The organism is Pseudomonas sp. 67(2021) (assembly GCF_017491835.1).
GTDB lineage: Bacteria > Pseudomonadota > Gammaproteobacteria > Pseudomonadales > Pseudomonadaceae > Aquipseudomonas > Aquipseudomonas atacamensis.
The window spans coordinates 1-25,813 of sequence record NZ_JAFGYL010000036.1 but is presented as its reverse complement, the minus strand read 5'-3'; the positions used below and the strand labels follow the sequence as shown (position 1 = coordinate 25,813).

The window sequence follows — 25,813 nt, the reverse complement described above, 5'->3', positions numbered from 1 at the left end:
GGACGGAGGGGATGGGGTTGTTGGTGGTGATGGTGCAGGTGGTGAATTTGGTGGGGGCTTATCGAGAGGTGATGAAGCAGACGAGGGACAGGAAGAAACGGGCGGAGTTTTCCGCGGCCCTTGCCGCGACAGGCGCGGCGGGTTTTACCGCTGCACAGGGGCTTGCTGATACAGCGTTGAAGTCTCGCAGCGCGAGCCTTGTCGGGAGTTTGCAGCTTGAAGCGTTGCAACATGTTCGTGTGCAAATGGGTAAGTTGCATGTTGGTTTGGGCTTTTTTACTTATTTTTTTGGTTTAAGAACTTCTATTACCAGCCTCGGAAACCAGGATCGAAAATGGCAAGACGCGATCCGCAGTGGCACTCCATCTGAGCAAAGGGCGGCTGCGCTGGCAACGTTGGGCGCTGCAGGTATGGTTGCAGCTAACGGATATGGAGCGAGTAACACTGTCTACGCTTCTTTCAAAGTGTTCACTGCACCTAATAGCTCGGCACGCACGGCCGCTTGGGCTGCAGCTGGTACACGTCTTTCTTTAGTGTTCTTTCGCTTCAATTTGGCCGGTGCGTTGTTCACCGTGCTGGAGTTCGTCGGAACTTGGCTGTTCAATCGTTACAACCTTTCTGCCCATGAGAAGTGGCTGAAAATTACGCCTTGGAGCCGTGATGACGAGATGCGCGGAGACCACTCTCTGGATGACTATCAAAATTATCTGGCGTTTTTGATACACGCTCCTTACGCCCAATCAGGACCTGATCCCAGTGACACCTGGCTGAAGACTTTATTATTTGGCGCCAAACCCAGTGATATCCATTTGGTTCTGCCGAGGCTGGCACTAAATGATCTTCTGCCACCGTTAAACGGTAAACCGAGTCAACGCTTGGGAATCGGTGGCCATAGACTTGTTGCACCGCTGCATGGTCGCGGTGTGCCGCAAGTACGCAAGGAAGTCATTAGTGAGGAGATATTGAGCAGTCTGCGAATCGTGAAGTCATCGACAGATGGTTTGGTGCTTTGTCTTCAGTACCCCATCCGTCACGATTCTGACTATACGCCTGCAAAGGAAACGCTCGAACTTGCCATATGTATCCAGACCGTCAATGGCAAAGGTGGGGCGGAGTCAAGAACGCGCGTGATTCATATTGACCCTCTGGATAGCGGTCATTTTGCTGTAGTAACTCCTGGCTCGGTTAAAGACAATCCTCCGGTTTTGCTGGTAGAAACTCAATACCTCGAATGGGCTGACCATGCTGAATAATCGCAGTAATCCTCTTTCCAGTTCGGAATATGAGGGGGTTAAAAAAGCGGGCGATATTGAGCCGTTTCCTAGCGGGAAGATTACCTATCTCGCACCGTTGCCATTACCTACATCAATGCCGCCTTACGGACCTCATATCGGAGCGTTCAATGACGGATACATGGATTTTGGTCTCGGCTCACTGGAGGTATTCCCATGGCAGCTAATTTTCGGCGGAACGACCGCAGGCACTTTTATGGTGCTCGTTTTATTTCCTTTGTTCACGGGCTTGCTAGGAATTCTTTTTGGCTATGGGAACGAGGCAATTTGGGAATCAATGGTAGGTGTATTCGAAGTGGCATTGGAAAATGAGTTAATTTGCGGCCCCTTGACCCTGTTCATCGGCCTCGGCGTCTGGCACCACGTCCACAAAAAGCGCCTCTCCCTCATCCCAACCCGCTTCAACCGCCAACGCCGCGAAGTCTGCTTCATGCCCGAAGGCGCCATCGAGCCAGTCTTCGTCCCATGGGAATCGCTGTCTGCCTGGATCATCGAAGCCAAAGGCGCCACCCAGTTCGGCATCCACCGCCAATACGGCATGGGCATCGGTTTCTACCAAGGTGAAACCCTCATAAGCCAGGAATTCCAATGCGCCGGCCTGGAGCTCGCGATCAGCCATTGGGAGGCGATTCGCGGTTACATGGAGTACGAAGTCAACGACCTCAAGTCGATTCAGGACTTGCAGGATCTGCAAGGCCCGGACGACCCGCCCCACGAAGGGCTGCATACTTTCCGTAACGCTCGCGCGCGAATGCATCAGCAGATCCGTGAAGGCCGCCGCTCGCGGCTGTCGGGGTTCTTTTGGTACCTGTATCACGTCATGACCTTATGGACGCTTCCCAATCGCCTGGTCGAATGGGAAGTGCGCCGTCTGGAAAGGATCGGCAAACAGGCGCTGCCGGAAGTCATGCGTGCATGGTCCGAGCCGCTGCCCGAAGAGCAATGGGCCAAGCCCAGTGAAGAGTTGTTGCGACTGAGTGAACAAGTGCGGCGGATGCACAAGCGCCAGCCGCATCGGCCGATTACGCAAATTTTCGCTGAGGTTTGCAGGCGGGCTGAGTGCTGATGTTGAGCAGTTTTGTGGCCAGAGGGTGGGAGGTTTTTTGCCTGTTTGAGCGCCTTCGCGAGCAGGCTCGCTCCCACAGGGGATCGCATTGTACGCAGATGTTTCGGTTGATCTTGGCCGAGGTGGTAGACCCTCGGGGTGGCGGCCATTTCTCAGTTGTTGCTACCGGGCCGGTCAAGGAAAACCCGATGGTTCTGCTGGTAGAAACTCAATACCTCGAATGGGCTGACCATGCTGAATAATCACAATGAGCCTGTAGTTGATGCGCAATGTGAAGTGATCAGAAAAGCGGGCGATGTAGAGCCGTTTCCAAGCGGAAAGATTACCTATCTCGCACCGTTGCCACTGCCCACACCGATTCCCCCTTATGGTCCACATATCGGTGAGCTCAATGATGTTTACATGGACTTCGGATTAGGCCAGCCGCAAGTTTTTATGTGGCAAATGACGTTGGGGGGGCCGGTCAGTTTAGCGGTTATGGTCATTTTCATATTCCCCTTGATTACGGGAATGCTGGGTGTCGTATTCGGCTACGGTCCAACACTCATTTGGGAATCAATAGTGGGTATATTCCAAGCAGGATATGAAAGCGCTTTACTGACCGAGCCTTTGATTCTACTGATCGGCCTCGGCGTCTGGCACCACGTCCACAAAAAACGCCTCTCCCTCATCCCAACCCGCTTCAACCGTCAACGCCGCGAAGTGTGCTTCATGCCCGAAGGCGCCACCGAACCTGTCTTTGTCCCGTGGGAATCGCTCAGCGCCTGGATCATCGAAGCCAAGGGCGCCACCCAGTTCGGCATCCATCGCCAATACGGCATGGGCATCGGTTTTCGCCACGGCGAAACCCTCACCAGCCTCGAATTCCAATGCGCCGGCCTGCAGCTCGCGATCAGCCATTGGGAAGCGATTCGCGGCTACATGGAGTACGAAGTCAACGACCTCAAATCGATCCAGGATTTGCAGGATCTTCAAGGCCCGGACGACCCACCCCACGAAGGCCTGCACACTTTCCGTAACGCTCGCACGCGGATGCATCAGCAGATCCGTGAAGGCCGGCGCTCGCGGTTGTCGGGATTTTTTTGGTACCTGTATCACGTTATGACCCTATGGACGATTCCCAACCGTTTGGTCGAATGGGAAGTGCGCCGCCTGGAAAGAATCGGCAAACAGGCGCTGCCGGAAGTCATGCGCGAATGGTCCGAGCCGTTGCCAAAAGAGCAATGGGCCAAGCCCAGCGAAGAGCTGTTGCGACTGAGTGAACAGGTGCGGCAGATGCACAAGCGCCAGCCGCATCGGCCGATTACGCAGATTTTCGCTGAGGTTTGCAGGCGGGGCTGACTGGACGGTGCAGGCAGGTTCGATTGCTTTCGCGAGCGGGCTAGCTCCCACGGGAGACCACCGTACGAATGTGGGAGCGAGCCCGCTCGCGAAAGGGCCGCTCGGTCAGCACAAGAATCTGCGCGCTCGCGCTCTGCTAGAATCCGCCCCATTCATTGCCAGAGACTCTCCCATGAGCGAGCCGATTCGTCTGACCCAATACAGCCATGGCGCCGGTTGTGGCTGCAAGATTTCTCCACAGGTGCTGGAAGTGATCCTCGCCGGCAGCGGCGCACAGAACCTCGATCCGAAACTCTGGGTCGGCAACGCCTCGCGTGATGACGCGGCGGTGTATGAGATCGATGCCGAGCGTGGTGTGGTGTCGACCACCGATTTTTTCATGCCGATTGTCGATGACCCGTTCGACTTCGGCCGCATCGCCGCAACCAACGCAATCAGCGACATCTACGCGATGGGTGGCGATCCGTTGATGGCGATCGCGATCCTCGGCTGGCCGGTGAATGTGCTGGCGCCGGAAGTGGCACGGGAAGTGATTCGTGGCGGTCGTTCGGTGTGCGACGCGGCGGGCATTCCGTTGGCGGGGGGGCATTCGATCGATGCGCCGGAGCCGATCTTCGGCCTCGCCGTCACCGGGCTTGTGGAAAAGCGCCACATGAAACGCAACGACACCGCTACCGCTGGTTGCCTGTTGTACCTGACCAAACCGCTGGGCATCGGCATCCTCACCACCGCCGAAAAGAAGGGCAAGTTGCGCGCCGCCGACGTCGGTGTCGCCCGCGACTGGATGTGCACCCTGAACAAGCCTGGCAGCCGCTTCGGCAAACTCGCCGGCGTCACCGCGATGACCGACGTCACCGGTTTCGGCCTGCTCGGGCATCTGGTGGAAATGGCCGACGGCAGCCAGTTGACCGCGCGCATCGCCTACGACCGCGTGCCGCGTCTGGACAGCGTCGAGTACTACCTCGATCAGGGCTGCGTGCCGGGCGGTACGCTGCGCAACTTCGACAGCTATTCGAGCAAGGTTGGCCGCGTGCAGGAGTTGCACAAACGCGTGCTGTGCGATCCGCAGACCAGCGGTGGTCTGCTGATTGCGGTCACGCCTGAAGGCAATGACGAGTTCCTCGGCGTTGCCGCCGAACTGGGCCTGAACCTTGCGCCGATCGGCGAACTGGTTGAGCGACAGACGAACGCGGTCGAGGTGATTTGATGCTCCGCGACTGCACCGACTACCGCGACATTTTCCTCAACGACCGGCCGATGATGGATGCCCGCGCGCCGGTCGAGTTTCACAAAGGCGCGTTCCCCGGCGTGGTCAATCTGCCGCTGATGAATGATCTGGAACGGCAGAAGATCGGCACCTGCTACAAGCAGCATGGCCAGCAGGCGGCAATCGAGCTGGGCCATCAAATGGTGTCCGGCTCGGTCAAGGCCGAGCGCATCCAGGCCTGGGCCGACTTCGCCCGGGCTCATCCCGATGGTTATCTGTATTGTTTTCGAGGTGGCTTGCGCTCGCAGATCACCCAGCAGTGGTTGCGCGACGAGGCGGGCATCGACTATCCGCGCGTCGGCGGCGGCTACAAGGCGATGCGCAGTTTTTTGATCGACACCCTTGAGCAGGCCATCGCGCAGTGTGATTTCGTTTTGCTCGGCGGCATGACCGGCACCGGCAAGACCGAAGTGCTGGTGCAGTTGCGCAACGGTGTGGATCTGGAAGGCCACGCCAACCATCGCGGCTCCAGTTTCGGCAAACGCGCGACCGGGCAGCCGTCGAACATCGATTTCGAGAATCGCCTGGCCATCGACTTTCTGAAGAAACGCGATGCCGGGATCGAGCAGTTTGTGCTCGAAGACGAGAGCCGTGTGGTCGGCAGTTGCGCCTTGCCGCTGCCGCTGTATCAGGGCATGCAGCAGCACCCGATGGTCTGGCTGGAAGATCGCTTCGAGGATCGCGTCGAACGGATCCTGCGTGATTACGTCATCGATCTGTCGGCGGAGTTTGCTTCGCTGCACGGCGAAAACGGTTTTGCCTTGTTCTCCGAACGTCTGCTGGAAAGCCTCAACAACGTACAGAAACGCCTCGGCGGTGAGCGCCATTCGCGGATGCTGGTGTTGATGGAGCAGGCGCTCGCCGAGCAGGGCCGCAGCGGCGCGGTGGAGCTGCATCGTGGCTGGATCGAGGGTTTGCTGCGTGAGTATTACGACCCGATGTATGTGTTCCAGCGCGAGAAGAAGGGCGGGCGGATCGAGTTTGCCGGAGAGCGGGGGGCGGTGATCGAGTATTTGCGTGCGAGGGTGAGCCAGAAGGCTTGAGGCGCAAGCGGCTGGCCTCTTCGCGAGCAGGCTCGCTCCCACAGTTGAAATGCGGTTCCCTGTGGGAGCGAGCCTGCTCGCGAAGACGCAAGGTCAGGCGCTGCAAAACTCAGGTCGGGCAGGTGTCCTTGCCGTTATCCAGCCCCTGTTTGTAGACATGGCTCTGAAAACTGGCCTTGCCGTTGTGCCACTTCAGGGTCAGTACATACAGCGAGTCGAAGTCATCGCCGGCCCAGTCATCGGTGATCTTCTGCCGCTCGCCCACTGCGTTGCCAGCGACCTTGTTGATCAGATCCGGCAGATAACCGTGGGACCAGGCGGTGTAGATCGTCGAGTTGTGGTACTTCTCGTCCAGCAGCTCGCGGGCCAGATCGCTGGTGTCGTTGGCGGAGAACTCGATGTTCACCGGCAGGCCGAGCTTGATCGCGGCCGGGCTGATGGTCATCAGCGGACGAATGTAGCTGTAGGAATTGTCCAGCTCGCCTTCCTCGACGTTGCGCGTCGGGTTGGCGGCGAACACGTAATCGGCCTTGCCGAATTTTTCCGGCAGCAGCGTCGACAGGTCGATGGCGCGGTTCAGGCCCTGGCAGTTGAGCTGGCCGAGGCCGCCTTCGGGCTTTTCCGCGTGGCGCAGGAACACCAGCGTCTGCGTGCCGTCCGCTGGTTGTGCGCGGCTTTCGCTGGATTCGAGGGACAGAAACAGCGCGCTGACTGCCAGCAGGGAGGGCAGGGCCACGTACGCGCGATGTTTGAAGCGTTTGGCGAAACTCATCAGATTCGTCATCAATTCGAGGGTTCTTCAGCAAAATCGGTTAAGGCTGACAAACCTTGGCACCGCGGGCTCCCAGCACCGGGTGTTTCCCTGTCATGAACAGCTTCCTCTGCGAGAAAGGCATAACTCAGAGTCCTGTAACGCCGTTTGGTTCGTTCCAGGCCAGTGCGCAGCACTCTAGCGGCAACCTTTGCGGGCATGCAGGCAGGTTAGCGACAGGATGTTACGGTTCGTGTAGGCGCAGCGGCAGGCCTACTTTATGATCGGTTTTCAATTTGTGACTGGATGCTTCCAATGACCGATCTGTCTGCATTCCCGATTACTCAGAAATGGCCGGCGCAGTACCCGGACTGGATTCAGCTCTACTCCCTGCCAACCCCCAACGGCGTCAAAGTGTCGATCATGCTCGAAGAGATCGGCCTGCCCTATGAGCCGCACCGTGTCGGTTTCGACACCAACGACCAGACGTCGGCAGAGTTTCTTTCGCTCAATCCGAACAACAAGATCCCGGCGATCCTCGACCCGCATGGCCCGGAAGACAAACCGCTGCCGTTGTTCGAATCCGGCGCGATCCTGATTTATCTCGCCGACAAGAGCGGCCAGTTGCTCGCTCAGGAAGGCGCGCTGCGCTACGAGACCATTCAATGGCTGATGTGGCAGATGGGCGGCGTTGGCCCGATGTTCGGCCAGCTCGGCTTCTTCAACAAATTCGCCGGCAAGGATTACGAGGACAAGCGCCCGCGTGATCGTTATGTCGAAGAGAGCAAACGCCTGCTGAACGTACTCAACACCCGCCTCGAAGGCCGCGACTGGATCATGGGCGAGCGCTACACCATCGCCGACATCGCCACGTTCCCGTGGGTGCGCAATCTGCTTGGCTTCTATGAGGCCGGGGATCTGGTCGGGATTCAGAGTTTCCCCAATGTCACCCGAGTGCTGGAGCGGTTCCTCGCGCGTCCGGCGGTCATTCGTGGCCTGACCATCCCGTCCTGACCCAACACAGTCGCCACTGTGGGAGCGAGCCTGCTCGCGAAAGCGTCGTATCAGACACCATTTTCGTGTCTGATCCAGCGCATTCGCGAGCAGGCTCGCTCCCACAGGGGGAAATGCGCGATCAGCAGCAGGATTATTACAAGCCCGGTAACGCTCTCTTGATTGATCCAGGTTTGTCCCGCACCCGCCGCAAGGCATAAGCTTCGCCCCCTACGACTTTCGTCTCATCCGCTGTTTTCAGGAAAGGCCCCATGTCCAGTCAGTTCCCCGAAGCACGTCCCCGCCGTCTGCGCCGCAATGCGAGCCTGCGCAGTCTGTTCCAGGAAACCGAGTTCAGCCTGAACGATCTGGTCCTGCCGATCTTCGTCGAGGAAGACATCGACGACTTCGTGCCAATCACCAGTATGCCCGGCGTGCAGCGCATTCCCGAGCGCAAACTGGCCGGCGAAATCGAGCGCTATGCCCGTGCCGGCATCAAGTCGGTGATGACCTTTGGCGTGTCCCATCATCTCGATGCCAACGGCAGCGACACCTGGCGCGAAGACGGTCTGGTCTCGCGCATGTCGCGCATTGCCAAGGACGCCGTGCCGGAAATGATCGTGATGTCCGACACCTGCTTCTGCGAGTACACCGATCACGGCCATTGCGGCGTGATGCACAACCACGAAGTCGACAACGACCAGACCCTGATCAACCTCGGCAAACAAGCCGTAGCGGCCGCCCGCGCCGGTGCTGACGTGATTGCGCCCTCGGCGGCGATGGACGGCCAAGTGCGCGCGATTCGCCAGGCGCTCGACGCTGCCGGCTTCACGCAGATTCCGATCATGGCCTACTCGACCAAATTCGCTTCGGCACTCTACGGCCCGTTCCGCGAGGCTGGCGGCAGCGCGCTCAAGGGCGATCGCAAAAGCTATCAGATGAACCCGATGAATCGCCGTGAGGCCCTACGCGAATCGCTGCTCGACGAGCAGGAAGGTGCCGATGCGCTGATGGTCAAACCGGCCGGCGCCTACCTCGACATCATCCGCGACATTCGCCAGGCCTCGAACCTGCCACTGGCGGCGTATCAGGTCAGCGGCGAGTACGCGATGATCAAGTTCGGCGCCCAGGCCGGTGCGATCGACGAAGAGCGCGTGGTGCGCGAAAGTCTTGGCGCAATCAAGCGTGCCGGGGCGGATCTGATCTTCACCTACTTTGCGATGGATCTGGCACTCGCCGGGATCTAAGCCGCACTTCGTACCCCTGTGGGAGCGAGCCTGCTCGCGAAGAGGCCGGATCAAGCACCACAAAAACCAGAAAGGCCCCGCAACCGTGAAGCTGCGGGGCCTTTTTTACGACGCGATGACGCTTAGAAGTCGATCGTCCCCGACAACTTCGCCACTCGCGGTTCGCCCTGGGTCAGGTAGCCGCCCTGAGCCGATTCCCAGTACTTCTTGTTCGCCACGTTCTCGACGCCGAACCGCACGGTCACGTCCTTCTCCGACACCTTGAACGCATAGCGCGCGCCCGCGTCGAAGCGGTTCCACGTCGGCAGGCTGAGGTTGTTCGCCGCGTCGGCGTATTGCCCGCCGGTACGCAGCATCCGCGCATTCAGCGCAACGCCTTGCAGGCCCGGCACGTCCCAATCCACGCCAGCGTTGAACTGGAAGGTCGGCACGCCGATGGCGTGGTTACCGTCGTTGGCGCCGTTGAGGGTGTTTTTCAGTTCAGTGTCCATCAGCGTCAGGCCGCTGATCAGGCGCAGGCCGTCGATCGGCTCGCCGAAGACGTTCATCTCCACGCCTTTGTTGATCTGCTCGCCTTCGCGGACGTAACGAGCAGTATCAGCATCGATGATTTCTGAATAGCCGTCGCTCGGCTGCTCGATGCGATAAAACCCCAGGCTCGCTCCGTAAGTGCCCATGTCGACCTTTACTCCGAGCTCGGTCTGCTTGGAGCGCGCGGGTGCGTAGACTTCGTTGCCGTTTATCACTTCACGAGAGCCTGAGTTAGTAGGAGATGTCGGCCCTTGGGCCAAGCCCTCAATATGGTTAGCGTAGAACGACACGTGCTCCCACGGCTTGAATACGATGCCGTATACCGGCGTGGTGATCGACTCGTCGTAGCTCGACTTGCGGCTGCCGCTGCCATAACTGGCGTAGTTATAGCCTTGCACAATCAATTGTTGGCGACGCAGACCAGCGGTGACTAATAGGCGATCATCGAAGAAACCGAAGGTGTCAGATATTGCGACGCTGCGGTTGAATGTCTTGCCGACAATGCCCGGATCATCAAGGTCCCCGCCGACAGTCCCGGTTATTGGTGCCGGGGCTTGAATTGGGTGATAAATATTGTTTGCGGTTTGTCTTCTATCAAAGTCATAAGCACTGCGCTGCTCGGCCCAGATCCCGGTCAGGCCGAAATTCAGCTTGTGGCTGACCGGGCCGGTGTTGAACTTGCCGTTGAGACCGGCCATGACGCTGGTGTTGTCCTCGTCATGCGGGACGAACGAGCCGGTGGTGAACGACGCGCCGCTGTTGCCGACCAGCGTGGTCGAGTTGTACCGGCCGACTTCACGGGTGTGCTTGGCGCCACCGGCGGCATAAGCGGTCCAGTTGTCGTTGAGGTCGTACTCGGCGCGGAGCATGCCGAAGGTGTCTTCGATGTCGGTGTAACCCCACTTCGGCGCGTAGTTGGTGTCCGCCGATGGCGCGTCCGGGATGTGCGTGGCGGTGCCGAGGTTGACCGAGCTGCGGCCACCGTTGACGCGTTCCTTCTGATAGGCAAAGTCGCCGGACACCCGCAGCGCATCGCCGCGATAATCCAGGCCGATGGCGAACAGTTTCGAGCGCTGGTTCTCGTGATCGATACCGGTGTCGCCTTCGCGCTGCGACAGGTTGACCCGCGCGCCGAAGCGGTTGTCTTCACCGAAACGCTGGCCAATATCGAAGTGATGACCGATGCGGCCTTCGCTGTTGATGTCGGTGGTGTAACGGCGCAGCGGCACGTCGCCCGCGCGCTTGGGTTGCAGGTTGACGCCGCCGCCGATGCCGGAACCGGTCGGGGTCACGCCGTTGATGAAAGCGTTGGGGCCCTTGAACACTTCCACGCGCTCCAGCGCATCGGTGGAAATGATCTGCCGGGGCAATACGCCGTACAGGCCGTTATAGGAAATATCATCGCCATTGAGTGGCAGGCCGCGAATCATGAAGACCTGCGCCTGGTTGGAGAAGCCCGAGGCTTGGCGCACGGAAGAATCGTTGAGCAGCACATCGGCGACGTTTTCCGCCTGCTGATCCTGGATCAGCTGCTCGGTGTAGGACGCTGCGCTGAAGGGCACGTCCATCATGTCCTGATTGCCGAGCACGCCCAACTGGCCGCCGCGCGCAACCTGACCGCCAGCGTAGACCGGGGGCAGGGCGTTGGGCGCAGGGGCCTGGGCATTGACGTTGACGTCGTCGAGCACCAGCGCTTTGCTGTTTTGTTCAGCAGCGTGAGCGGTGACGGTCAGGGAGCACAGCAGGGCAAGCAAAGTCGGGCGAAATGGAGCGCCGAGTCGAGCTGAAGCGGGCATGTCGGATACCTGGAGGCGAACGGCCAATGAAAAAAAAGGGCGGCGCGGAACTCCTTGCGCTAATGCGACTCCAGGCGCGAATGATAGGGTTTCTCAGTAACGTTTTGCAATCAGTTTGTCATCCGTAGGAGCTGCCGAAGGCTGCGATCTTTTGATCTTGCTTTTTGCAGATCAAGATCAAAAGATCGCAGCCTGCGGCAGCTCCTACGGGGGTTGTGTATGGTGTTGTGGCTAATTTGATTGGATGGAGCAACATGCGATTACTCATTACTCTCGGCGCGGTGCTACTGCTCGCCGGTTGCGCCAGCCAGCGCAGCAACGAACCGGCGCCGCGCCCGCCGGCTGAAGTGAAGGCGGAAATCGTCCGCCTGCTGCCGGCAAAAACTGCCGACCGTCAGGGTTGGGCCACGGACATCTACGCCGCGTTCGCCGCACAGGGCATCAACACCACCACGCAGAATCTGTGTTCGGTACTGGCTGTGGCCGAGCAGGAATCGACTTTCCAGGCCGACCCGACGGTGCCCGGCCTGGGCAAGATCGCCCGCGACGAAATCGATCGCCGCGCCGCCAAGGTGCACATCCCCAGCCTGCTGGTCAGCGGCGCTCTGCAAGTGCGCTCGCCCAACGGCAAGAGCTACAGCGAACGACTGAATGCGGCGCGCAGTGAGAAAGAGCTGAGCGCGATTTTCGACGACTTCATCGGCATGGTGCCGATGGGCCGCACGTTGTTCGGCGGCTTCAACCCGGTGCACACCGGCGGGCCGATGCAGGTCAGCATCGAATTTGCCGAGGAGCACGCCAAGGATTACCCGTACCCGGTGGACGGCACGATCCGCCGTGAAGTGTTCAGCCGGCGCGGCGGCATGTATTTCGGCATCGCCCATTTGCTCGGCTATCCGGTGAATTACCGCGAGCCGCTGTATCGCTTCGCCGATTTCAACGCCGGCTGGTACGCCAGTCGCAATGCCGCGTTTCAGAATGCGGTCAGCCGCGCTTCCGGCATCCCGCTGACCCTGGACGGCGACCTGATTCGCTACGACTCGATCATGCCCGGCAGTACCGAACTGGCGGTGCGCACCCTCGGCAAGTCGCTGGGCATGCGCAACCCGACGATTCGCGATCAACTGGAAAAAGGCAAAACCCTGGAATTCGAAGAGACCAAACTCTATCAGCGCGTGTTCGAACTGGCGGAGCGGGCCGAAGGCAAGGCGTTACCGCGCGCGGTATTGCCGGGGATTGTGCTGCAGAGTCCGAAGATCACCCGCAAACTCACTACAGCCTGGTTCGCCAAGCGCGTGGACGAGCGCTACAAGCGCTGCATGGCCAAGGCCGGATAGAACACGCAGACATAAAAAACCCGGCTGCGGGAGCCGGGTTTCTCTGCGGTGTTGCGCTTGCAGTCATGCATCAGGCAACACGGCGTTCGATCAGCCGATCCGAGCCACCTTCAGCAACACGGCGCTCGATCAGACGGTCCGAACCACCTTCGGCAACACGGCGTTCGATCAGACGATCAGAACCACCTTCGGCTACACGGCGTTCGATCAGACGATCCGAACCGCCTTCGGCAACACGGCGTTCGATCAGACGATCAGAACCACCTTCGGCAACACGGCGTTCGATCAGACGATCCGAGCCACCTTCGGCAACGCGGCGTTCGATCAGACGATCCGAGCCGCCCTCAGCAACACGGCGCTCGATCAGACGATCTGAACCACCTTCAGCCAGACGGCTTTCGATCAGCTTGTCCGAACCGCCTTCGGCGATCATGGTGTGCGCCGGGGTGGCGGCGAAAGCGTTAACTGCGAAAACCGAGAAAGCGATGCTGAGAAGAGTCTGGCGTTTCATGATGGTGTGCTCCGGGGTGTTATTGGTTGGTATGGAGCTGATGTTACGCCCGGAATTTTTTATGAGAACTTCATTGCCGTGATGGTGAACATCGACGTCGATGATGGTTGCGGACAACCGCGTAGCAGAGCCTCAGAGCACTTTCACCGCCCGCCCGATCGCCTGAATCGGCCCGGTCGGTTTGCCAATCGGCGAGCCATTGGCGCCTTCCAGGGTCAGCTCAAACAGCTGGTTGGGTTGCACCGGCGGCAGTTTGTCCAGCGGCACCGACAAAGCCTGCCCCGGCTTTACCAGCCCCAACGACACCGGTCCCGACCAGCCGTCAGCCTTGGTCCAGAACTCCAGCGCCTTGTCCGCCGGCACCTCGACCACGCCCAGCGGGATCAACTGGATCTCCCGCGCATTGCTGGCCTGAATCACCCAGCCCGGCGCTTTGTCCTGCGGCGCCACCAGCACCACCAGATAACTCGGTTTCGGCGCAGTCTGGGTCAGAAGCATCGTGCCGAGGATCAATGTCGCCGCCAGCCCGGCCGCGCTCAAGCCGCGCCACAGCGGCAGCAGATTCCACCACGAGGTCAGCGGTTTCTTCACCGTCAGCCGTTCGAGACTGCGTTCGATACGAGGCCATAACTGCGCCGAGGGTTGCTGAGGTTCGGCCAGATCGGTCAGCTCCAGCAGACGTCGCTCCCATGCGTCGACTGCCGCCCGCAACTCAGGATCGTTCGGCAGGCGCCGTTGCACCTCGATGCGCTGCTCGAACGGCAAGGTGCCGAGCACGTATTCGCCGGCCAGTTCATCCCGTTCCTGCGCTGATTCGCCGGTCATCCCATGCACTCCCGCAAAGCATTGAGGCTGCGCTTGATCCACGCTTTGACCGTGCCCAGCGGCGTGTCGAGGCGCGCGGAAATCTGCGCGTGGCTGTAACCGTCGACGTAGGCGTGGAGGATGCAGCTGCGCCGCTGCGGTTCCAGCTGCTCGAGGCAGCGATGAATGCGCGCCGAGTGAACATCGACCGCCTCATCAGGCGCCGCTGACTCATGTTCTTCGCTGAACGGCGTTTCCCGACTTTGCTTGCGCAACTGATTCAACGCCAGGTGCCGGGTCACGCTGAACATCCAGCCCCGCGCCGAGCCGCGCGCCGGGTCGAAGCCGGCCGCGCCGTGCCAGATCTTGATGAATGCCTCATGCACAATGTCCTCCGCCAGCGCCGTATCGCGCACCAGCCGCTTGGCCACGCCGAGCAGGCGCGGGCCTTCCTGCACATACAAATCGCGCAAAGCCGCGCGCTCGCCCCGGGCACAGGCGGCGAGGCGGGCTTCGTAATCGAAAACGGATTCGGGTAAAGGCATGGGGTGCAATCTAGCTCACATTTCCCAAACATCCAGACGCATTGTTCCCTGTGGGAGCGAGCCTGCTCGCGAATGCGGTGGGTCAGAAAGTAATAAGGCGACTGACCCTCCGTCTTCGCGAGCAGGCTCGCTCCCACAGGATTGTGCACTGCTTCCGAATATCAGTTCGCCGCCCAGAAAATATAATCCGCCTGGTACTTCACCACTTCCTGCTTGCCCTTGTTCGCCATGGTGCACTCACTGCCCGGCGCGACGCCGCCCTTGAGCGCGACACGCTGGATGTAGCTGACCCCGGTCATCGCGCCTTTGCCCTCTGCCGGGTTGGCCTTGACCAGTTGATAGGGCAGGTTGCCCGGGCTCGACGGTGCCACGGCCAATTGCGTGCCGGTGACTTTCGAACCGTCCTTGGCTTGCCACGTCGCTGGCGGGCCGAAATAGGTGCCGACCTGTTTGCCGCTGCGATCATTGAGCACCGCTTTCGGGCCGACAAAGGTCCATTCGGTCTGCCCGGCCATATTGGGCTTGTCGCGGCATTCGTAGGTGATCTCGCCAACCCCGGTGGTTTCCAGGGCAATCTTGTGCCCGTCCGGCACCTTGATCGCGTCGGGATAACTGCTCTGGGCGAAGGTGGTCGCGGTGAAGGCGAGCAAACCGGTGAAGCCAATCAGCTGGGTGATGTTCATCCGATGATTCTCCGAAAAGGGTAGGGCGCTGACAGCACCAGAGTGGGCTGTTACAGGGACTACCCGTGGCGGAGGCGATTGGATGCAGTGCCGGAAAAATAAATTTCAAACACCACCGATCAAACCTGTGGGAGCGAGCCTGCTCCGGGCGGCGTTCCGACGAAAGCGTCGGGTCAGTCAGCACTTATGTGACTGACGCAGCGCATTCGCGAGCAGGCTCGCTCCCACAAGGCTCTCTGTAAGGCTTGAGGCCCGAGGCTTTCAGTAACTCTTGGGTATACGGATGTTTCGGCGCAGCGAAAATCTCCCGCGACGAGCCTTGTTCAACCACCTTGCCGTCCTTGATCACCATCAAGTCATGCGCCAGCGCATGTACCACCGCCAGATCATGGCTGATGAACAGATAGGTCAGCCCATGCCTGATCTGTAACTGGCGCAGCAACTCCACCACTTGCTTCTGCACCGTGCGATCCAGGGCCGAGGTCGGTTCGTCGAGCAGGATCAGCGCCGGTTCCAGCACCAGTGCGCGGGCGATGGAGATGCGCTGGCGCTGGCCGCCGGAAAACTCGTGGGGGTAACGATGGCGGCTCTGCGGGTCGAGGCCGACTTCCTCCAGCACGCGAATTACCGCTGCCTCGCGCTCGGCCTCGCTGCCGATGCCGTGGGTCAGCAAGCCTTCGGCAATGATCTGCTGCACTGACATGCGCGGGCTGAGGCTGCCGAACGGGTCTTGAAACACCACCTGGATCTGCCGGCGCAACGGGCGCATCAGGCGCTGATTGAGCAGGCTCAACTGCTTGTTGCCGAAACGGATATTGCCCTCTGATTCGACCAGTCGCAGGATCGCCTGACCCAGCGTCGACTTGCCCGAACCCGACTCGCCGACGATGCCCAACGTCTTGCCGCGTTGCAGGGTGAAACTGACCCCGTCCACCGCTTTGATGTAATCCTGCTGGCGGCTGAAGAGTTTTTTCGGCAGGGGAAACCACACCTTCAAATCATCGACTTCCAGCAGGTTGTGCTCGTACTCACTGGGCACTGGCGCGCCGCTCGGTTCAGCCTCGATCAACAAGCGGCTGTAAGGATGCTGCGGCGCCTGGAATAGCGTCTCGCAATCGGCCTGTTCAACGATCTCGCCTTGACGCATTACGCACACACGCTGAGCGATCCGGCGCACCAGATTGAGGTCGTGGCTGATCAGCAACAGCGACATGCCGAGGCGCTGCTGCAACTCGATCAGCAGTTCAAGAATCTTCTGCTGTACGGTCACGTCCAGCGCCGTGGTCGGCTCATCGGCAATCAACAGTTCCGGCTCGTTGGCCAACGCCATGGCGATCATCACCCGTTGCCGCTGACCACCGGAAAGCTGATGCGGATAGGCTTTCAAGCGCTGCAACGGCTGGCGAATACCCACCAGCTCCAACAGCTCCAGCGTCCGCGCGCGGGCGGCGCGGCCCTTGAGGCCCTTGTGGATTTCCAGCACTTCGCTGATTTGCTTTTCCACCGTGTGCAGTGGGTTCAACGAAGTCATCGGCTCCTGGAAAATCATCGCAATGCGATTGCCGCGCAAACCACGCATCTGCTGTTCGCTGGCGTGCAGCAAATCCACGCCGTTGTAGCGAATCGCGCCGCTGCTGCTGACGCTCTGGCCCGGCAGCAGGCGCAGGATTGAATGCGCCGTCACCGACTTGCCCGAGCCGGATTCACCGACCAGCGCCAGACACTCGCCACGGCGGATATCGAGGTTCACACCGTGCACCACTTCCTGCCCGGCGAAGGCCACGCGCAGGTCGCGAATTTCAATCAGGTTGTCTTGCATGTCAGCTCCTCGGATCAAAGGCATCTCGGCACGCTTCACCGATGAAAACCAACAAAGACAGGATCAGCGCCAGGGCAAAAAACGCCGTCAGCCCCAGCCACGGCGCTTGCAGATTGCGCTTGGCCTGACCGATCAGTTCACCCAGCGATGCGGTGCCGGCGGGCATGCCGAAGCCGAGGAAATCCAGCGCGGTCAGGGTGGCGATGGCGCCGGTGAGAATGAACGGCAGGTAGGTGAGGGTGGAGGTCATGGCATTGGGCAGAATGTGCCGGCGCATCAGTTCGCTGTCGGTCAGGCCCAGCGCGCGCGCGGCTTTCACGTATTCGAGATTGCGCCCCCGCAGGAACTCGGCGCGCACCACGTCGACCAGCGCCAGCCAGGAAAACAGCGCCATGATCCCCAGCAGCCACCAGAAACTCGGCGAGACGAAGCCGGACAGGATGATTAGCAGGTACAGCACCGGCAACCCCGACCAGATTTCCAGTACGCGCTGCCCGAGCAAGTCGACCCAGCCGCCGTAGTAGCCCTGCAAGGCCCCGGCGAGAATGCCGATCAACGCGCTGATCGCGGTGAGGATCAGCGCGAACAGAATCGAGATCCGTGTGCCGAAAATCACCCGCGCCAGAACATCGCGAGCCTGATCATCGGTGCCCAGCCAATTGCTCGATGACGGCGGGCTGGGCGCCGGTTCGGTGAGGTCGTAGTTGACCGTGTCGTAGCTGAACGGGATCGGCGGAAACAGCATCCAGCCGCCCTGATCCTCGATCAGTTTGTGCACATAACTGCTGGCGTAATCCGGTTGAAACGGCAGCTCGCCGCCGAAATCGGTTTCCAGGTAATCGCTGAGGATCGGAAAGTAAAAGGCGTCGTGGTAGCGGATCACCAGCGGCTTGTCATTGGCGATCAGCTCGCCACCGAGGCAGATCAGGCACAGGCCGATGAACAGCCACAGTGACCAGCGCCCACGGCGGTTGGCCTTGAATTGCGCGACGCGGCGCTGGCCCAGAGGCGACAGTGTGAACATCAGGCAGTCCTCGCCGAGAAATCGATGCGCGGGTCGAGCAGGGTGTAGCAGAGGTCGCCGATCAGCTTGATCAGCAGGCCGAACAGGGTGAACAGAAACAGCGCGCCGAACACCACCGGATAGTCGCGCGACACCGCCGCTTCGTAGCTCATGCGCCCGAGGCCGTCGAGATTGAAGATGGTTTCGATCAGCAGGGAGCCGGCGAAAAACACTTCGATCAGCGCCGACGGCACACCGGCCACCACCAGCAGCATGGCGTTGCGAAACACGTGGCCGTACAGCACGCGCCGCTCTGTCAGGCCCTTGGCTCGTGCGGTAATCACGTACTGCCGGCTGATCTCGTTGAGAAAGCTGTTTTTGGTCAGGATCGTCAGCGTGGCAAAGCCGCCGATTACCAGCGCCGTGACTGGCAGTACGAGGTGCCAGAGGTAGTCGCCGACCTTGCCCAATGTGCTGAGGCTGTCGAAGTTGTCCGACACCAGTCCCTGCACCGGAAACCAGTTGACGTAGCTGCCCCCGGCGAACACCACGATCAACAGAATGGCGAAGAGAAACGCCGGCATCGCATAACCGACGATGATCGCGGTGCTGCTCCAGACATCGAAGGCGCTGCCGTTCCTGATTGCCTTGCGAATGCCCAGCGGGATTGAGATCAGGTAGGTGATCAGCGTCGCCCACAAGCCCAGCGACAGCGACACTGGCAGCTTCTGCACGATCAGGTCGGTGACCTTGGCGCCGCGAAAGAAGCTGTTGCCCAGATCCAGTTGTGCGTAGTTTTTCAGCAGCAGCCACAGGCGTTCGTGCAGCGGTTTGTCGAAGCCGTAATGGTGTTTGATTTCCTCGATCAGCGCCGGGTCCAGCCCACGACTGCTGCGCCCGGCACCGCCGACCGCCGCGACTTCGCCGCCACCGCCCATGCTGTGCCCGCCAAAGCCTTGCAGGCGGGCGATGGCTTGTTCCACCGGCCCGCCGGGCGCGGCCTGCACGATAAGAAAATTCACCACCAGAATGCACAACAGCGTGGGGATGATCAGCAGCAAACGGCGACTTAGATAACGCAGCATGTCACTGGCCTCCCGCAAGCTGAGCGCTCATTTGCTGAGTCGTCAGCGGCTTGGCTGAGACTTCCCACCAGGTGTTGAGGCCTTCGTCATACGAAGGTTGCACGGCGGGCATGCCGAAGCGGTTCTGATACACCGTCGGCGTGCCTTTGGAGTAGTAGTTGGGAATCATGTAGTAACCCCATTGCAGCACCCGGTCGAGGGCGCGGGCGTAATGCACCATGGCTTCGCGGCTGTTGGCCTGGACCAGCCCGTCGAGCAACTGATCGACCGCTGGATCGGCCAGCACCATCGCGTTCGAGCTGCCGACTTGCGTGGCACTTTGCGAGCCATACAGGCTGTACAACTCGCGGCCCGGCGAGACGATCGGATCGCCACTGCGCGGGAAAGCGCAGACGATCATGTCGTAATCGCGGGCGTTGAGACGGTTGATGTATTGCGCCGAATCGATGCGGCGCAGATTGAGTGTGATGCCGATCTGCGCGAGGGTGCGTTTGAACGGCAGCAGCATGCGATCGAAGCCGCCCTGACCATCGAGAAAGGTGAATTCCAGCGGCTCGCCGGCGGCGTTGACCAGACGAGTGTTTTTCGCCGTCCAACCGGCTTCGGCGAGCAGCTTCAGCGCTTGCAGTTGCTTGTCGCGGATGTAGCCGCTGCCATCGGTTTTCGGCGCTTCATAGACCGTGGTGAACACCTCGTCAGGGACCTTGCCGCGCAACGGTTCGAGGATCTTCAATTCCTCGGCATCGGGCAGGGCGCTGGCGGCCATTTCACTCTTGGGCCAGAAGCTGTTCTGACGCACGTAGAAGCCGCGCATCATCTGTTTGTTGGTCCACTCGAAATCCCAGAGCAGGCTGATCGCCTGACGCACGCGGCGATCCTTGAAGAACGGGTTCTGCAGGTTGAACACGAAGCCCTGAGCGGCGGTGGGTTTGTCCGGGGCGAGGATCGACTGTTGCAAACGACCGTCGCGCAGGGCCGGGCTGTCGTAGCCAACCACGTAACCCGAGGAAGAAAACTCGCGGTTGTAGTCGAACGCACCGGCCTGCAGCAGTTGGCGAGCGACGTCGGTGTCGCCGTAGAAATTCACCGTCAGGCTGTCGAAGTTGTACATGCCGCGACTGACCGGCAGGTCCTTGCCCCACCAGTCCGGGTCACGCTGGAAACTGATGCTGCGCCCGGCGTCGACCTTGCTCACCCGGTACGGCCCGCTGCCCAGCGGTGGCTCGAAGCCGCCGCCGTTGGCGAAGTCGCGGGTTTTCCACCAGTGCTCGGGCAGCACGCGCAGCGTCGCCAGATCCAGTGCAAGGGTGCGATTGAGGTTGTTCTTGAAGGTGAAACGGACCTGGCGTGGACCTTCGACCAGCACGTCCTGCACGTCGGCATATTGCTGGCGATAGCTCAGGCTGCCCTTGGTCATCAGCAAATTGAAGGTGTAGCGCACGTCTTCGGCGGTGATCGGCGTGCCGTCGGCAAAGCGTGCCTTGGGGTTGAGGGTGAAGCGCACCCACAAACCTTCGGGATCGCGCTCGATCTGCTGCGCGACGAAGGCGTAAACCGTGTAGGGCTCATCCAGCGAACGGAACGCCAGCGGCGCGTAGACCCAATCGTTGACCTGCACCACCGAAATGCCCTGATCGGCATACGGCGTGATGTAGTTGTACTGACCGATCTCCATCGACGCACGGCTGAGCGAACCGCCCTTGGGCGCGTCGGGGTTAACAAAATCGAAATGCTTGAAGCCGGCCGGATACTTCGGCGCCTCGCCATACACCGTCAGCGCATAACTGCCGCCGGCCAGCGCCGAAGTGCCAGTGCACAGCAGCGCACTGCCGAGCAGCAGGCCAGCCATGTTGCGCAAAAAACTCATGAAGTCACCCTTGAAATCCCTGAAGGAACCCGGACCCCCGGTGGGAGCGAGCCTTTGTGGCGAGGGGATTTATCCCCGATCGACTGCGCAGCAGTCGCAAGATCAATGCATGCGTTACTTCTGATGCTCCGCGTCGGCAGGTCCTGGGGGCGCTTCGCACCCCATCGGGGATAAATCCCCTCACCACAAAGGCTCGCTCCCACAGAGGGATGCGTTTTATTTGGGGTTAGAAGTGGTAAGTCATGCGCGCAAACAATGTCCGGCCCAGCGGGTCGGTGTAGCGCGGGTCATAGCCGCTCTGGAAGTTGTAGGCCTGGTTGGAGAACGGCGGGTTGCGGTCGAACACGTTCTTCATCCCGGCATCGACGTCGAGCACCTTGTTGAAGGTGTAACCGGCCGACAGATCCCACACCGAATACGAGGCCACGCGCGAATGGGTGTCGCGGTCATAGTCGTTGTAACCGGTGGTGAAGCGGTTGGTCAGCGCTGCTCGCGCCGCACCCAGGCTCCAGCTGCCGGTGAGGTTGTGCTTCCAGCGCGCGATCACGCCGTCACCCTGAAAGTCGCCGACCTTGTCGGTGAACGGGCCTTTGATGGTGCTCTGGAAGTCGTACTCGTCGACATAGGTGCCTTGCAGGCCGAGACCAAACTGACCGTACGGCGTGTTCGGGAAGCGATAGTCGAGCGACACGTCGACGCCATTGGTCTCGACGATGCCGAGGTTGGCGTTGCCGGTGACGATGTAGTTGAGCGTGCCGTCGGCGTTGCGCACGAAGCGGTCCGGGTAGGATCCGGCCTGATCGAACACGGTGGATTCCGGGAACGGCTGGATCTGGTTGGAGATGTGAATCCACCAGAAATCCAGACCCACGGACAGATTGCTGATCGGCTGGTAGACGAAGCCCAACGTCACGTTGCGCGCCTTCTCCGGGGCCAGATCCTCGTTGCCGCCAATCTGGTTGAGGAATTGCTGACCGCAATCACGCCCGCCGTTACCGCCCGGTTGCACCACACCGCCGGTACACAGCACGGGATCGTTGTAGAAACCCTGGGTGAAGGTGATGCTGCGCGGCGAATACAGTTCATACAGCGACGGCGCGCGGAAACCTTCGCTGTAGGCGCCACGCACCACCAGCTCTTTCAACGGCTGATAACGGAACGAATATTTCGGGTTGGTGGTGCTGCCGAAGTCGCTGTATTTGTCGTGGCGCACAGCGGCGGACAGTTCAAGGCTGTCGAGCACCGGCACGTTGAGTTCGGCATAGGCGGCCTTGACGCTGCGATCACCTTCGACGCTACCGGCCGGGTCAATGCCGAGGCTCTGGATGTCGCCGGCGAACGACTCGAAGTCCTGATGGAATTTCTCCTTGCGGTACTCGCCGCCCAGCGCCAGACCGGACGGACCTGCGCCGAACCAGTCACCGATTTCACGGCTGACGCGACCATCGAACCCGGCGACGCGGCCTACGGCTGTGGAGTAGGCGCCGTGGTACGCGGCGGCGTCGATGTACTGCTGGCCGGCAGCGGTCTGCGGGCCGAACGGGTTGAGCAAACCGCTGGCCAGGCCGTCAATCATCGCCTGATCGCTGACATAGCCACTGGTGACGCTGGAGACGATTTTGTTCTGGTTGTACGAGGCGCCGACGTTGTAATCCCAGCCGCCGACCAGACCGTCGAAGCTCAGCAGAAAACGCTGGCTGGTGTTCTGGTCTTTCGATTCACGCGGGCCGGCAGCGGTTTCACGCCAGTTGACGTCCACCGGCTGCGTCGGATCGAGGGCGAAATCGGTCGGCGCCGGGGTGATGCCGTTGCCGGGGTAGTAGGGCGAGGAAGAATCCAGGCTCAGACCAGTCAGTGGCGCCGGGCCGACGGCGACGGCGTTGTTGTTGCGCGACCAGAAATATTCGAGGTTGGCGTTGTGATCATCGCCGAGCTTGGCAGTGGTCTTGCCGAAGAACGAGGTCTTCTCGGTCTGTGGCACCAGGTCGATGAATTCACGGGTGCTGAAGCGGCACAAGCCGTCGCGGGCGATCAGGTTGGGGCCGTTGCAGTTGCTGTTGGCCAACGGGTTGGTGGCGTTGCCGTTCTGGCTGTAGTTGCCGGGGAACGCGGTGCCGGAGGTCTGATCGAGACCGCGACCGGGCGCGTAGTCGGTGGCGAAGGAGCGGTCGTTGGCGTCGAGGTTCTGCTGCTTGTTGTAGTTGAACACGCCGAGGACGTTGAAGCGGTCTTCTTCCAGATCGCCGTAGCCCCAACTGGCGCTCATGTCCTTGGTCGCGCCGCCACCGCTGTGGGTCGGCGTTTCACCGCCGAGGGTCAACGCGCCGTCGGTAAGGGATTTCTTGGTGATGAAGTTGATCACACCGCCGATGGCGTCGGTGCCGTACAGGGCCGAGGCGCCGTCGCGCAGCACTTCCACGCGCTCGATGGCGGCAAACGGGATCATGTTCAGGTCTACCGCGCCGCCGGCCGAGTTGGTCCCCGACAGGGCATTGTTGGCCAGGCGTCGGCCGTTGAGCAGCACCAGCGTCTTGTTCGCGCCGATGCCGCGCATGTCGGCAAACGACGCACCGCCAGTGGCCGCGCCGACGGAGCCGGCGCTGTTGTTGATCGACTGGCTGCCGGTGATGCGCTGCACCAGTTCGGCGGTGGTGGTCACGCCCTGTTTGCGCAGCTCTTCAGCCTTGAGAATGGTGATCGGCACCGCCGTTTCCGCATCGACCCGGCGAATCGCCGAACCGGTCACTTCGACCCGTTGCAGTTGCGTGGTCGGCGCTGCCACGACAGCAGCTGCCGGCGTCGCGCTGCTGTCGTCCTCGGCCGCTTGCACGGTCCCGGCGCCCATCCCCATGGCCACCAGATACAGCGGAACGAAACGGTGGCGAGACATCGTTGCCACCAAAGGTTTGAGCGTGAAGCGTGGAGTGTTCATCAGCATGGTTGTTTCCGATTTTCAGACGTTATCGAATTGGCCTTGTGAGCCGCTCATTGCTCCGCTTCCGGTGATACCGCGCGCGGAAAACCACTTTCTTCAAGCAAGCCGATCCCCTCCGAAGACGCGTAGCGTTGTTTCGGTCGGCCGGGTGCGACGGGATTTCTTTTTTCAGCGGTGCCGGGCGGGTGTTTCATCACCCATCCGGCACCGCACTCAGTGGGTGGTCATCACCGAAATCTTGCTGATGCCGGAGCGTTCGATCGATGCCATGGCCTTGGCCACCTGGCCGTAATTGACGGCGGCATCGGCCTGCAACTGCACGCGCACGTCGGCGTCTTTGGCCTTGACCTCCTTGAGGCTGGCCTCGAGGGATTCCGGGGCCAGTTCGGTCTTGGCCAGATAGAACTTGCCGTCCTGATCGACGCTGACCACCACCGGGTCTTTCTTTTCGGCAGGGGCGACGGCGTCGGTTTTCGGCAGGTTGACCTTGATCGCGTTGGTCATCAGCGGCGCGGTGACAATGAACACCACCAGCAGCACGAGCATCACGTCGACCAGCGGCGTGACGTTCATTTCGCTGAGCACTTCATCGCTGTCTTGAGTGGAGAAGGACATCAGCTGGCCTCCCGCACGGCGTTGGTGCTTTTGCTGGCAATGGCCTGGCGGCTGATGGAAAACGCACTGCGCGAGGCGAGGGCGTCGAAGTCGTGGGCGAAGTCGTCCATGTCCGCCGAGGCGAGTTTCAGCCGACGCAGGAAGAAGTTGTAGATCAGCACCGCCGGCACCGCGACGGCGATGCCCACGCCCGTAGCGATCAGTGCGTGGCCGATGGGGCCGGCGACCGCTTCAAGGCTGGCCGAGCCGGTTTCGCCAATGCTTTGCAGGGCTTCCATGATTCCCCACACGGTGCCGAACAGGCCAATGAACGGCGCGGTGCTGCCGATACTGGCGAGAATCGCCTGGCCGTTTTCCAGCGAGCGGCGTTCTTTCTGGATCTGCTGGCGCAGGTTGCGTTCCAGGCGATCGGAACGGTTGATGGTGTGCGCCAGTTGCTGCGTGGTGCGCGGCGACTCTTCCACCAGCAGGGCTTCGAAACCGCTGCTGGCGATGCGCGCCAGCGAGCCTGGATACTGGCTGGCGTGTTCGGCGGCGGTGAGCAGGTCTGGCGCGCTCCAGAAGGCTTTGGCGAACTGTTTGTTCTGCGCTTTCTGGCGCAGGTATTGGGCCGACTTGACCAGCAGGATCGCCCAACTGACCACGGAAAACAGCACCAGGCCCCAGAGCACACCGGGGACAATCATCGAAGACAGTGAATCGTTCATGGCTACACCTCGCTTGCGTTAATCAGTAATGAGTCGGTTGCGCCGTCATTGCGGCAATTTGAAATCGATGGTCTGGGTGGCGAAGCCGTCGATCGGCGTGTCACCGCGCTTGGCCGGAATGAACTTCCAGTTCTTCACCGCCGCGACGGCCGCCTCATCCAGTTGCGGCTTACCGCTGGACTTGGTCACCGTCACGCTGCCGGCACGGCCGCTGGCCAGCACCTGAATGCGCAGCACCACGCTGCCTTCCCAATTGCGGCGCAGCGCCAGCGACGGGTATTCCGGCGGCGGGTTGCCAAGGCTGGCCAGGCCGGAAATCGCCGCCGACTCCTTGACCGGAGCGGGCGCAGCAGGTGGTGCCGGTGGTGCGCTCGGTGTCGTCGGCGCCGCAGGTGCGGCAGGTTGCGCCGGGGCTGGCGGCGCTTTTGGTGGCTCGACTTTCTTCACCGGTTTGGGTTTCTCGACCGGTTTTGGTTTTTCGATCGGCTTGGGCTTCTCCACCGGTTTGGGCGGCGGCTTGACCGCGTCCTCGTCTTCCACCGGCTGCTCGGGTTCCGGCGGCGGTGGAGGCGGGG

21 protein-coding genes and 1 pseudogene are annotated in these 25,813 nt (G+C 60.8%); 8 read left to right on the top strand and 14 right to left on the bottom strand.

From position 1 onward, the window contains the following. The 5 genes and pseudogenes from J5M66_RS25665 to mnmH all read left to right on the top strand — a co-directional run. Positions 1 to 1,253, top strand: a pseudogene (locus J5M66_RS25665) (hypothetical protein); the annotation flags it as partial. Beyond that, on the top strand, positions 1,243 to 2,358 hold the full coding sequence (locus J5M66_RS25660; RefSeq protein ID WP_123442062.1) for a hypothetical protein: 1,116 nt from the start codon (positions 1,243 to 1,245) through the stop codon (positions 2,356 to 2,358). The pseudogene J5M66_RS25665 and the gene J5M66_RS25660, both read left to right, overlap by 11 nt. A gap of 231 nt (positions 2,359 to 2,589) precedes the next feature. After that, complete coding sequence (locus J5M66_RS25655) at positions 2,590 to 3,699, top strand: hypothetical protein (RefSeq protein ID WP_223631115.1); 1,110 nt, start codon at positions 2,590 to 2,592, stop codon at positions 3,697 to 3,699. 172 nt (positions 3,700 to 3,871) lie between these two features. Next, positions 3,872 to 4,906: a selenide, water dikinase SelD gene (selD, locus tag J5M66_RS25650; RefSeq protein ID WP_039763432.1), complete on the top strand. Its 1,035-nt coding sequence runs from the start codon at positions 3,872 to 3,874 to the stop codon at positions 4,904 to 4,906. After that, positions 4,906 to 6,009, top strand: a complete 1,104-nt coding sequence (gene mnmH, locus J5M66_RS25645; RefSeq protein WP_123442064.1) for a tRNA 2-selenouridine(34) synthase MnmH — start codon at positions 4,906 to 4,908, stop codon at positions 6,007 to 6,009. Before selD ends, mnmH begins: the two co-directional genes overlap by 1 nt. Positions 6,010 to 6,118: 109 nt before the next feature. Here mnmH and J5M66_RS25640 read toward each other — a convergent pair whose 3' ends face one another. After that, complete coding sequence (locus J5M66_RS25640) at positions 6,119 to 6,793, bottom strand: histidine phosphatase family protein (protein WP_207809395.1); 675 nt, start codon at positions 6,791 to 6,793, stop codon at positions 6,119 to 6,121. Between the two features lie 282 nt (positions 6,794 to 7,075). Between J5M66_RS25640 and J5M66_RS25635 the strand changes: the two genes are divergently transcribed. Then, on the top strand, positions 7,076 to 7,774 hold the full coding sequence (locus J5M66_RS25635; protein WP_073471373.1) for a glutathione binding-like protein: 699 nt from the start codon (positions 7,076 to 7,078) through the stop codon (positions 7,772 to 7,774). Positions 7,775 to 8,025: 251 nt separating this feature from the next. Next, on the top strand, positions 8,026 to 9,000 hold the full coding sequence (gene hemB, locus J5M66_RS25630; RefSeq protein ID WP_207809397.1) for a porphobilinogen synthase: 975 nt from the start codon (positions 8,026 to 8,028) through the stop codon (positions 8,998 to 9,000). 122 nt (positions 9,001 to 9,122) lie between these two features. Here the strand turns inward: hemB and J5M66_RS25625 are convergent, their stop codons facing one another. Beyond that, complete coding sequence (locus J5M66_RS25625; protein WP_133336947.1) at positions 9,123 to 11,327, bottom strand: TonB-dependent siderophore receptor; 2,205 nt, start codon at positions 11,325 to 11,327, stop codon at positions 9,123 to 9,125. A gap of 254 nt (positions 11,328 to 11,581) precedes the next feature. On the opposite strand from J5M66_RS25625, the gene J5M66_RS25620 reads away from it, so the two are divergent. Then, on the top strand, positions 11,582 to 12,664 hold the full coding sequence (locus J5M66_RS25620; protein ID WP_130929624.1) for a DUF1615 domain-containing protein: 1,083 nt from the start codon (positions 11,582 to 11,584) through the stop codon (positions 12,662 to 12,664). A gap of 70 nt (positions 12,665 to 12,734) precedes the next feature. On the opposite strand, the gene J5M66_RS25615 is transcribed toward J5M66_RS25620, so the two are convergent. The 12 genes from J5M66_RS25615 to J5M66_RS25560 form a co-directional block, all read right to left on the bottom strand. Continuing rightward, complete coding sequence (locus J5M66_RS25615) at positions 12,735 to 13,175, bottom strand: phage infection protein (RefSeq protein WP_071172976.1); 441 nt, start codon at positions 13,173 to 13,175, stop codon at positions 12,735 to 12,737. Between the two features lie 132 nt (positions 13,176 to 13,307). Further along, positions 13,308 to 14,000, bottom strand: coding sequence for an anti-sigma factor (locus J5M66_RS25610; protein WP_207809398.1), 693 nt, complete (start codon positions 13,998 to 14,000; stop codon positions 13,308 to 13,310). After that, the gene (locus J5M66_RS25605) at positions 13,997 to 14,524 is read right to left on the bottom strand and encodes a sigma-70 family RNA polymerase sigma factor (protein WP_038861889.1); all 528 of its coding nucleotides are present in this window, start codon (positions 14,522 to 14,524) and stop codon (positions 13,997 to 13,999) included. Before J5M66_RS25605 ends, J5M66_RS25610 begins: the two co-directional genes overlap by 4 nt. Positions 14,525 to 14,685: 161 nt before the next feature. Further along, positions 14,686 to 15,207 (bottom strand): DUF3455 domain-containing protein, encoded by a 522-nt coding sequence (locus tag J5M66_RS25600; protein ID WP_016775383.1) that lies wholly within the window; start codon positions 15,205 to 15,207, stop codon positions 14,686 to 14,688. A 184-nt stretch (positions 15,208 to 15,391) separates the two neighbouring features. Next, positions 15,392 to 17,026, bottom strand: a complete 1,635-nt coding sequence (locus J5M66_RS25595; protein ID WP_207809400.1) for an ABC transporter ATP-binding protein — start codon at positions 17,024 to 17,026, stop codon at positions 15,392 to 15,394. Between the two features lies 1 nt (position 17,027). After that, positions 17,028 to 18,050 carry an ABC transporter permease gene (locus J5M66_RS25590; protein WP_056788667.1) on the bottom strand — a complete coding sequence of 341 codons (1,023 nt, stop codon included), beginning with the start codon at positions 18,048 to 18,050 and terminating at the stop codon, positions 17,028 to 17,030. Then, a complete protein-coding gene (yejB, locus tag J5M66_RS25585) occupies positions 18,050 to 19,114 on the bottom strand; it encodes a microcin C ABC transporter permease YejB (RefSeq protein WP_056788670.1) in 1,065 nt (354 codons plus the stop codon). The genes J5M66_RS25590 and yejB overlap by 1 nt, the downstream gene beginning before the upstream one ends. Before the next feature lies 1 nt (position 19,115). Then, entirely contained in the window at positions 19,116 to 20,981 is a 1,866-nt protein-coding gene (locus J5M66_RS25580) for an extracellular solute-binding protein (RefSeq protein ID WP_207809403.1), read from the bottom strand. A gap of 226 nt (positions 20,982 to 21,207) precedes the next feature. Then, entirely contained in the window at positions 21,208 to 23,919 is a 2,712-nt protein-coding gene (locus J5M66_RS25575; protein WP_073471363.1) for a TonB-dependent receptor, read from the bottom strand. 210 nt (positions 23,920 to 24,129) lie between these two features. Next, on the bottom strand, positions 24,130 to 24,531 hold the full coding sequence (locus J5M66_RS25570; protein WP_041477201.1) for a biopolymer transporter ExbD: 402 nt from the start codon (positions 24,529 to 24,531) through the stop codon (positions 24,130 to 24,132). Then, on the bottom strand, positions 24,531 to 25,238 hold the full coding sequence (locus J5M66_RS25565) for a MotA/TolQ/ExbB proton channel family protein (RefSeq protein ID WP_024013489.1): 708 nt from the start codon (positions 25,236 to 25,238) through the stop codon (positions 24,531 to 24,533). The genes J5M66_RS25570 and J5M66_RS25565 overlap by 1 nt, the downstream gene beginning before the upstream one ends. A gap of 45 nt (positions 25,239 to 25,283) precedes the next feature. Further along, the coding region (locus tag J5M66_RS25560; RefSeq protein WP_130926820.1) for an energy transducer TonB at positions 25,284 to 25,813 on the bottom strand (530 nt) is incomplete at its 5' end.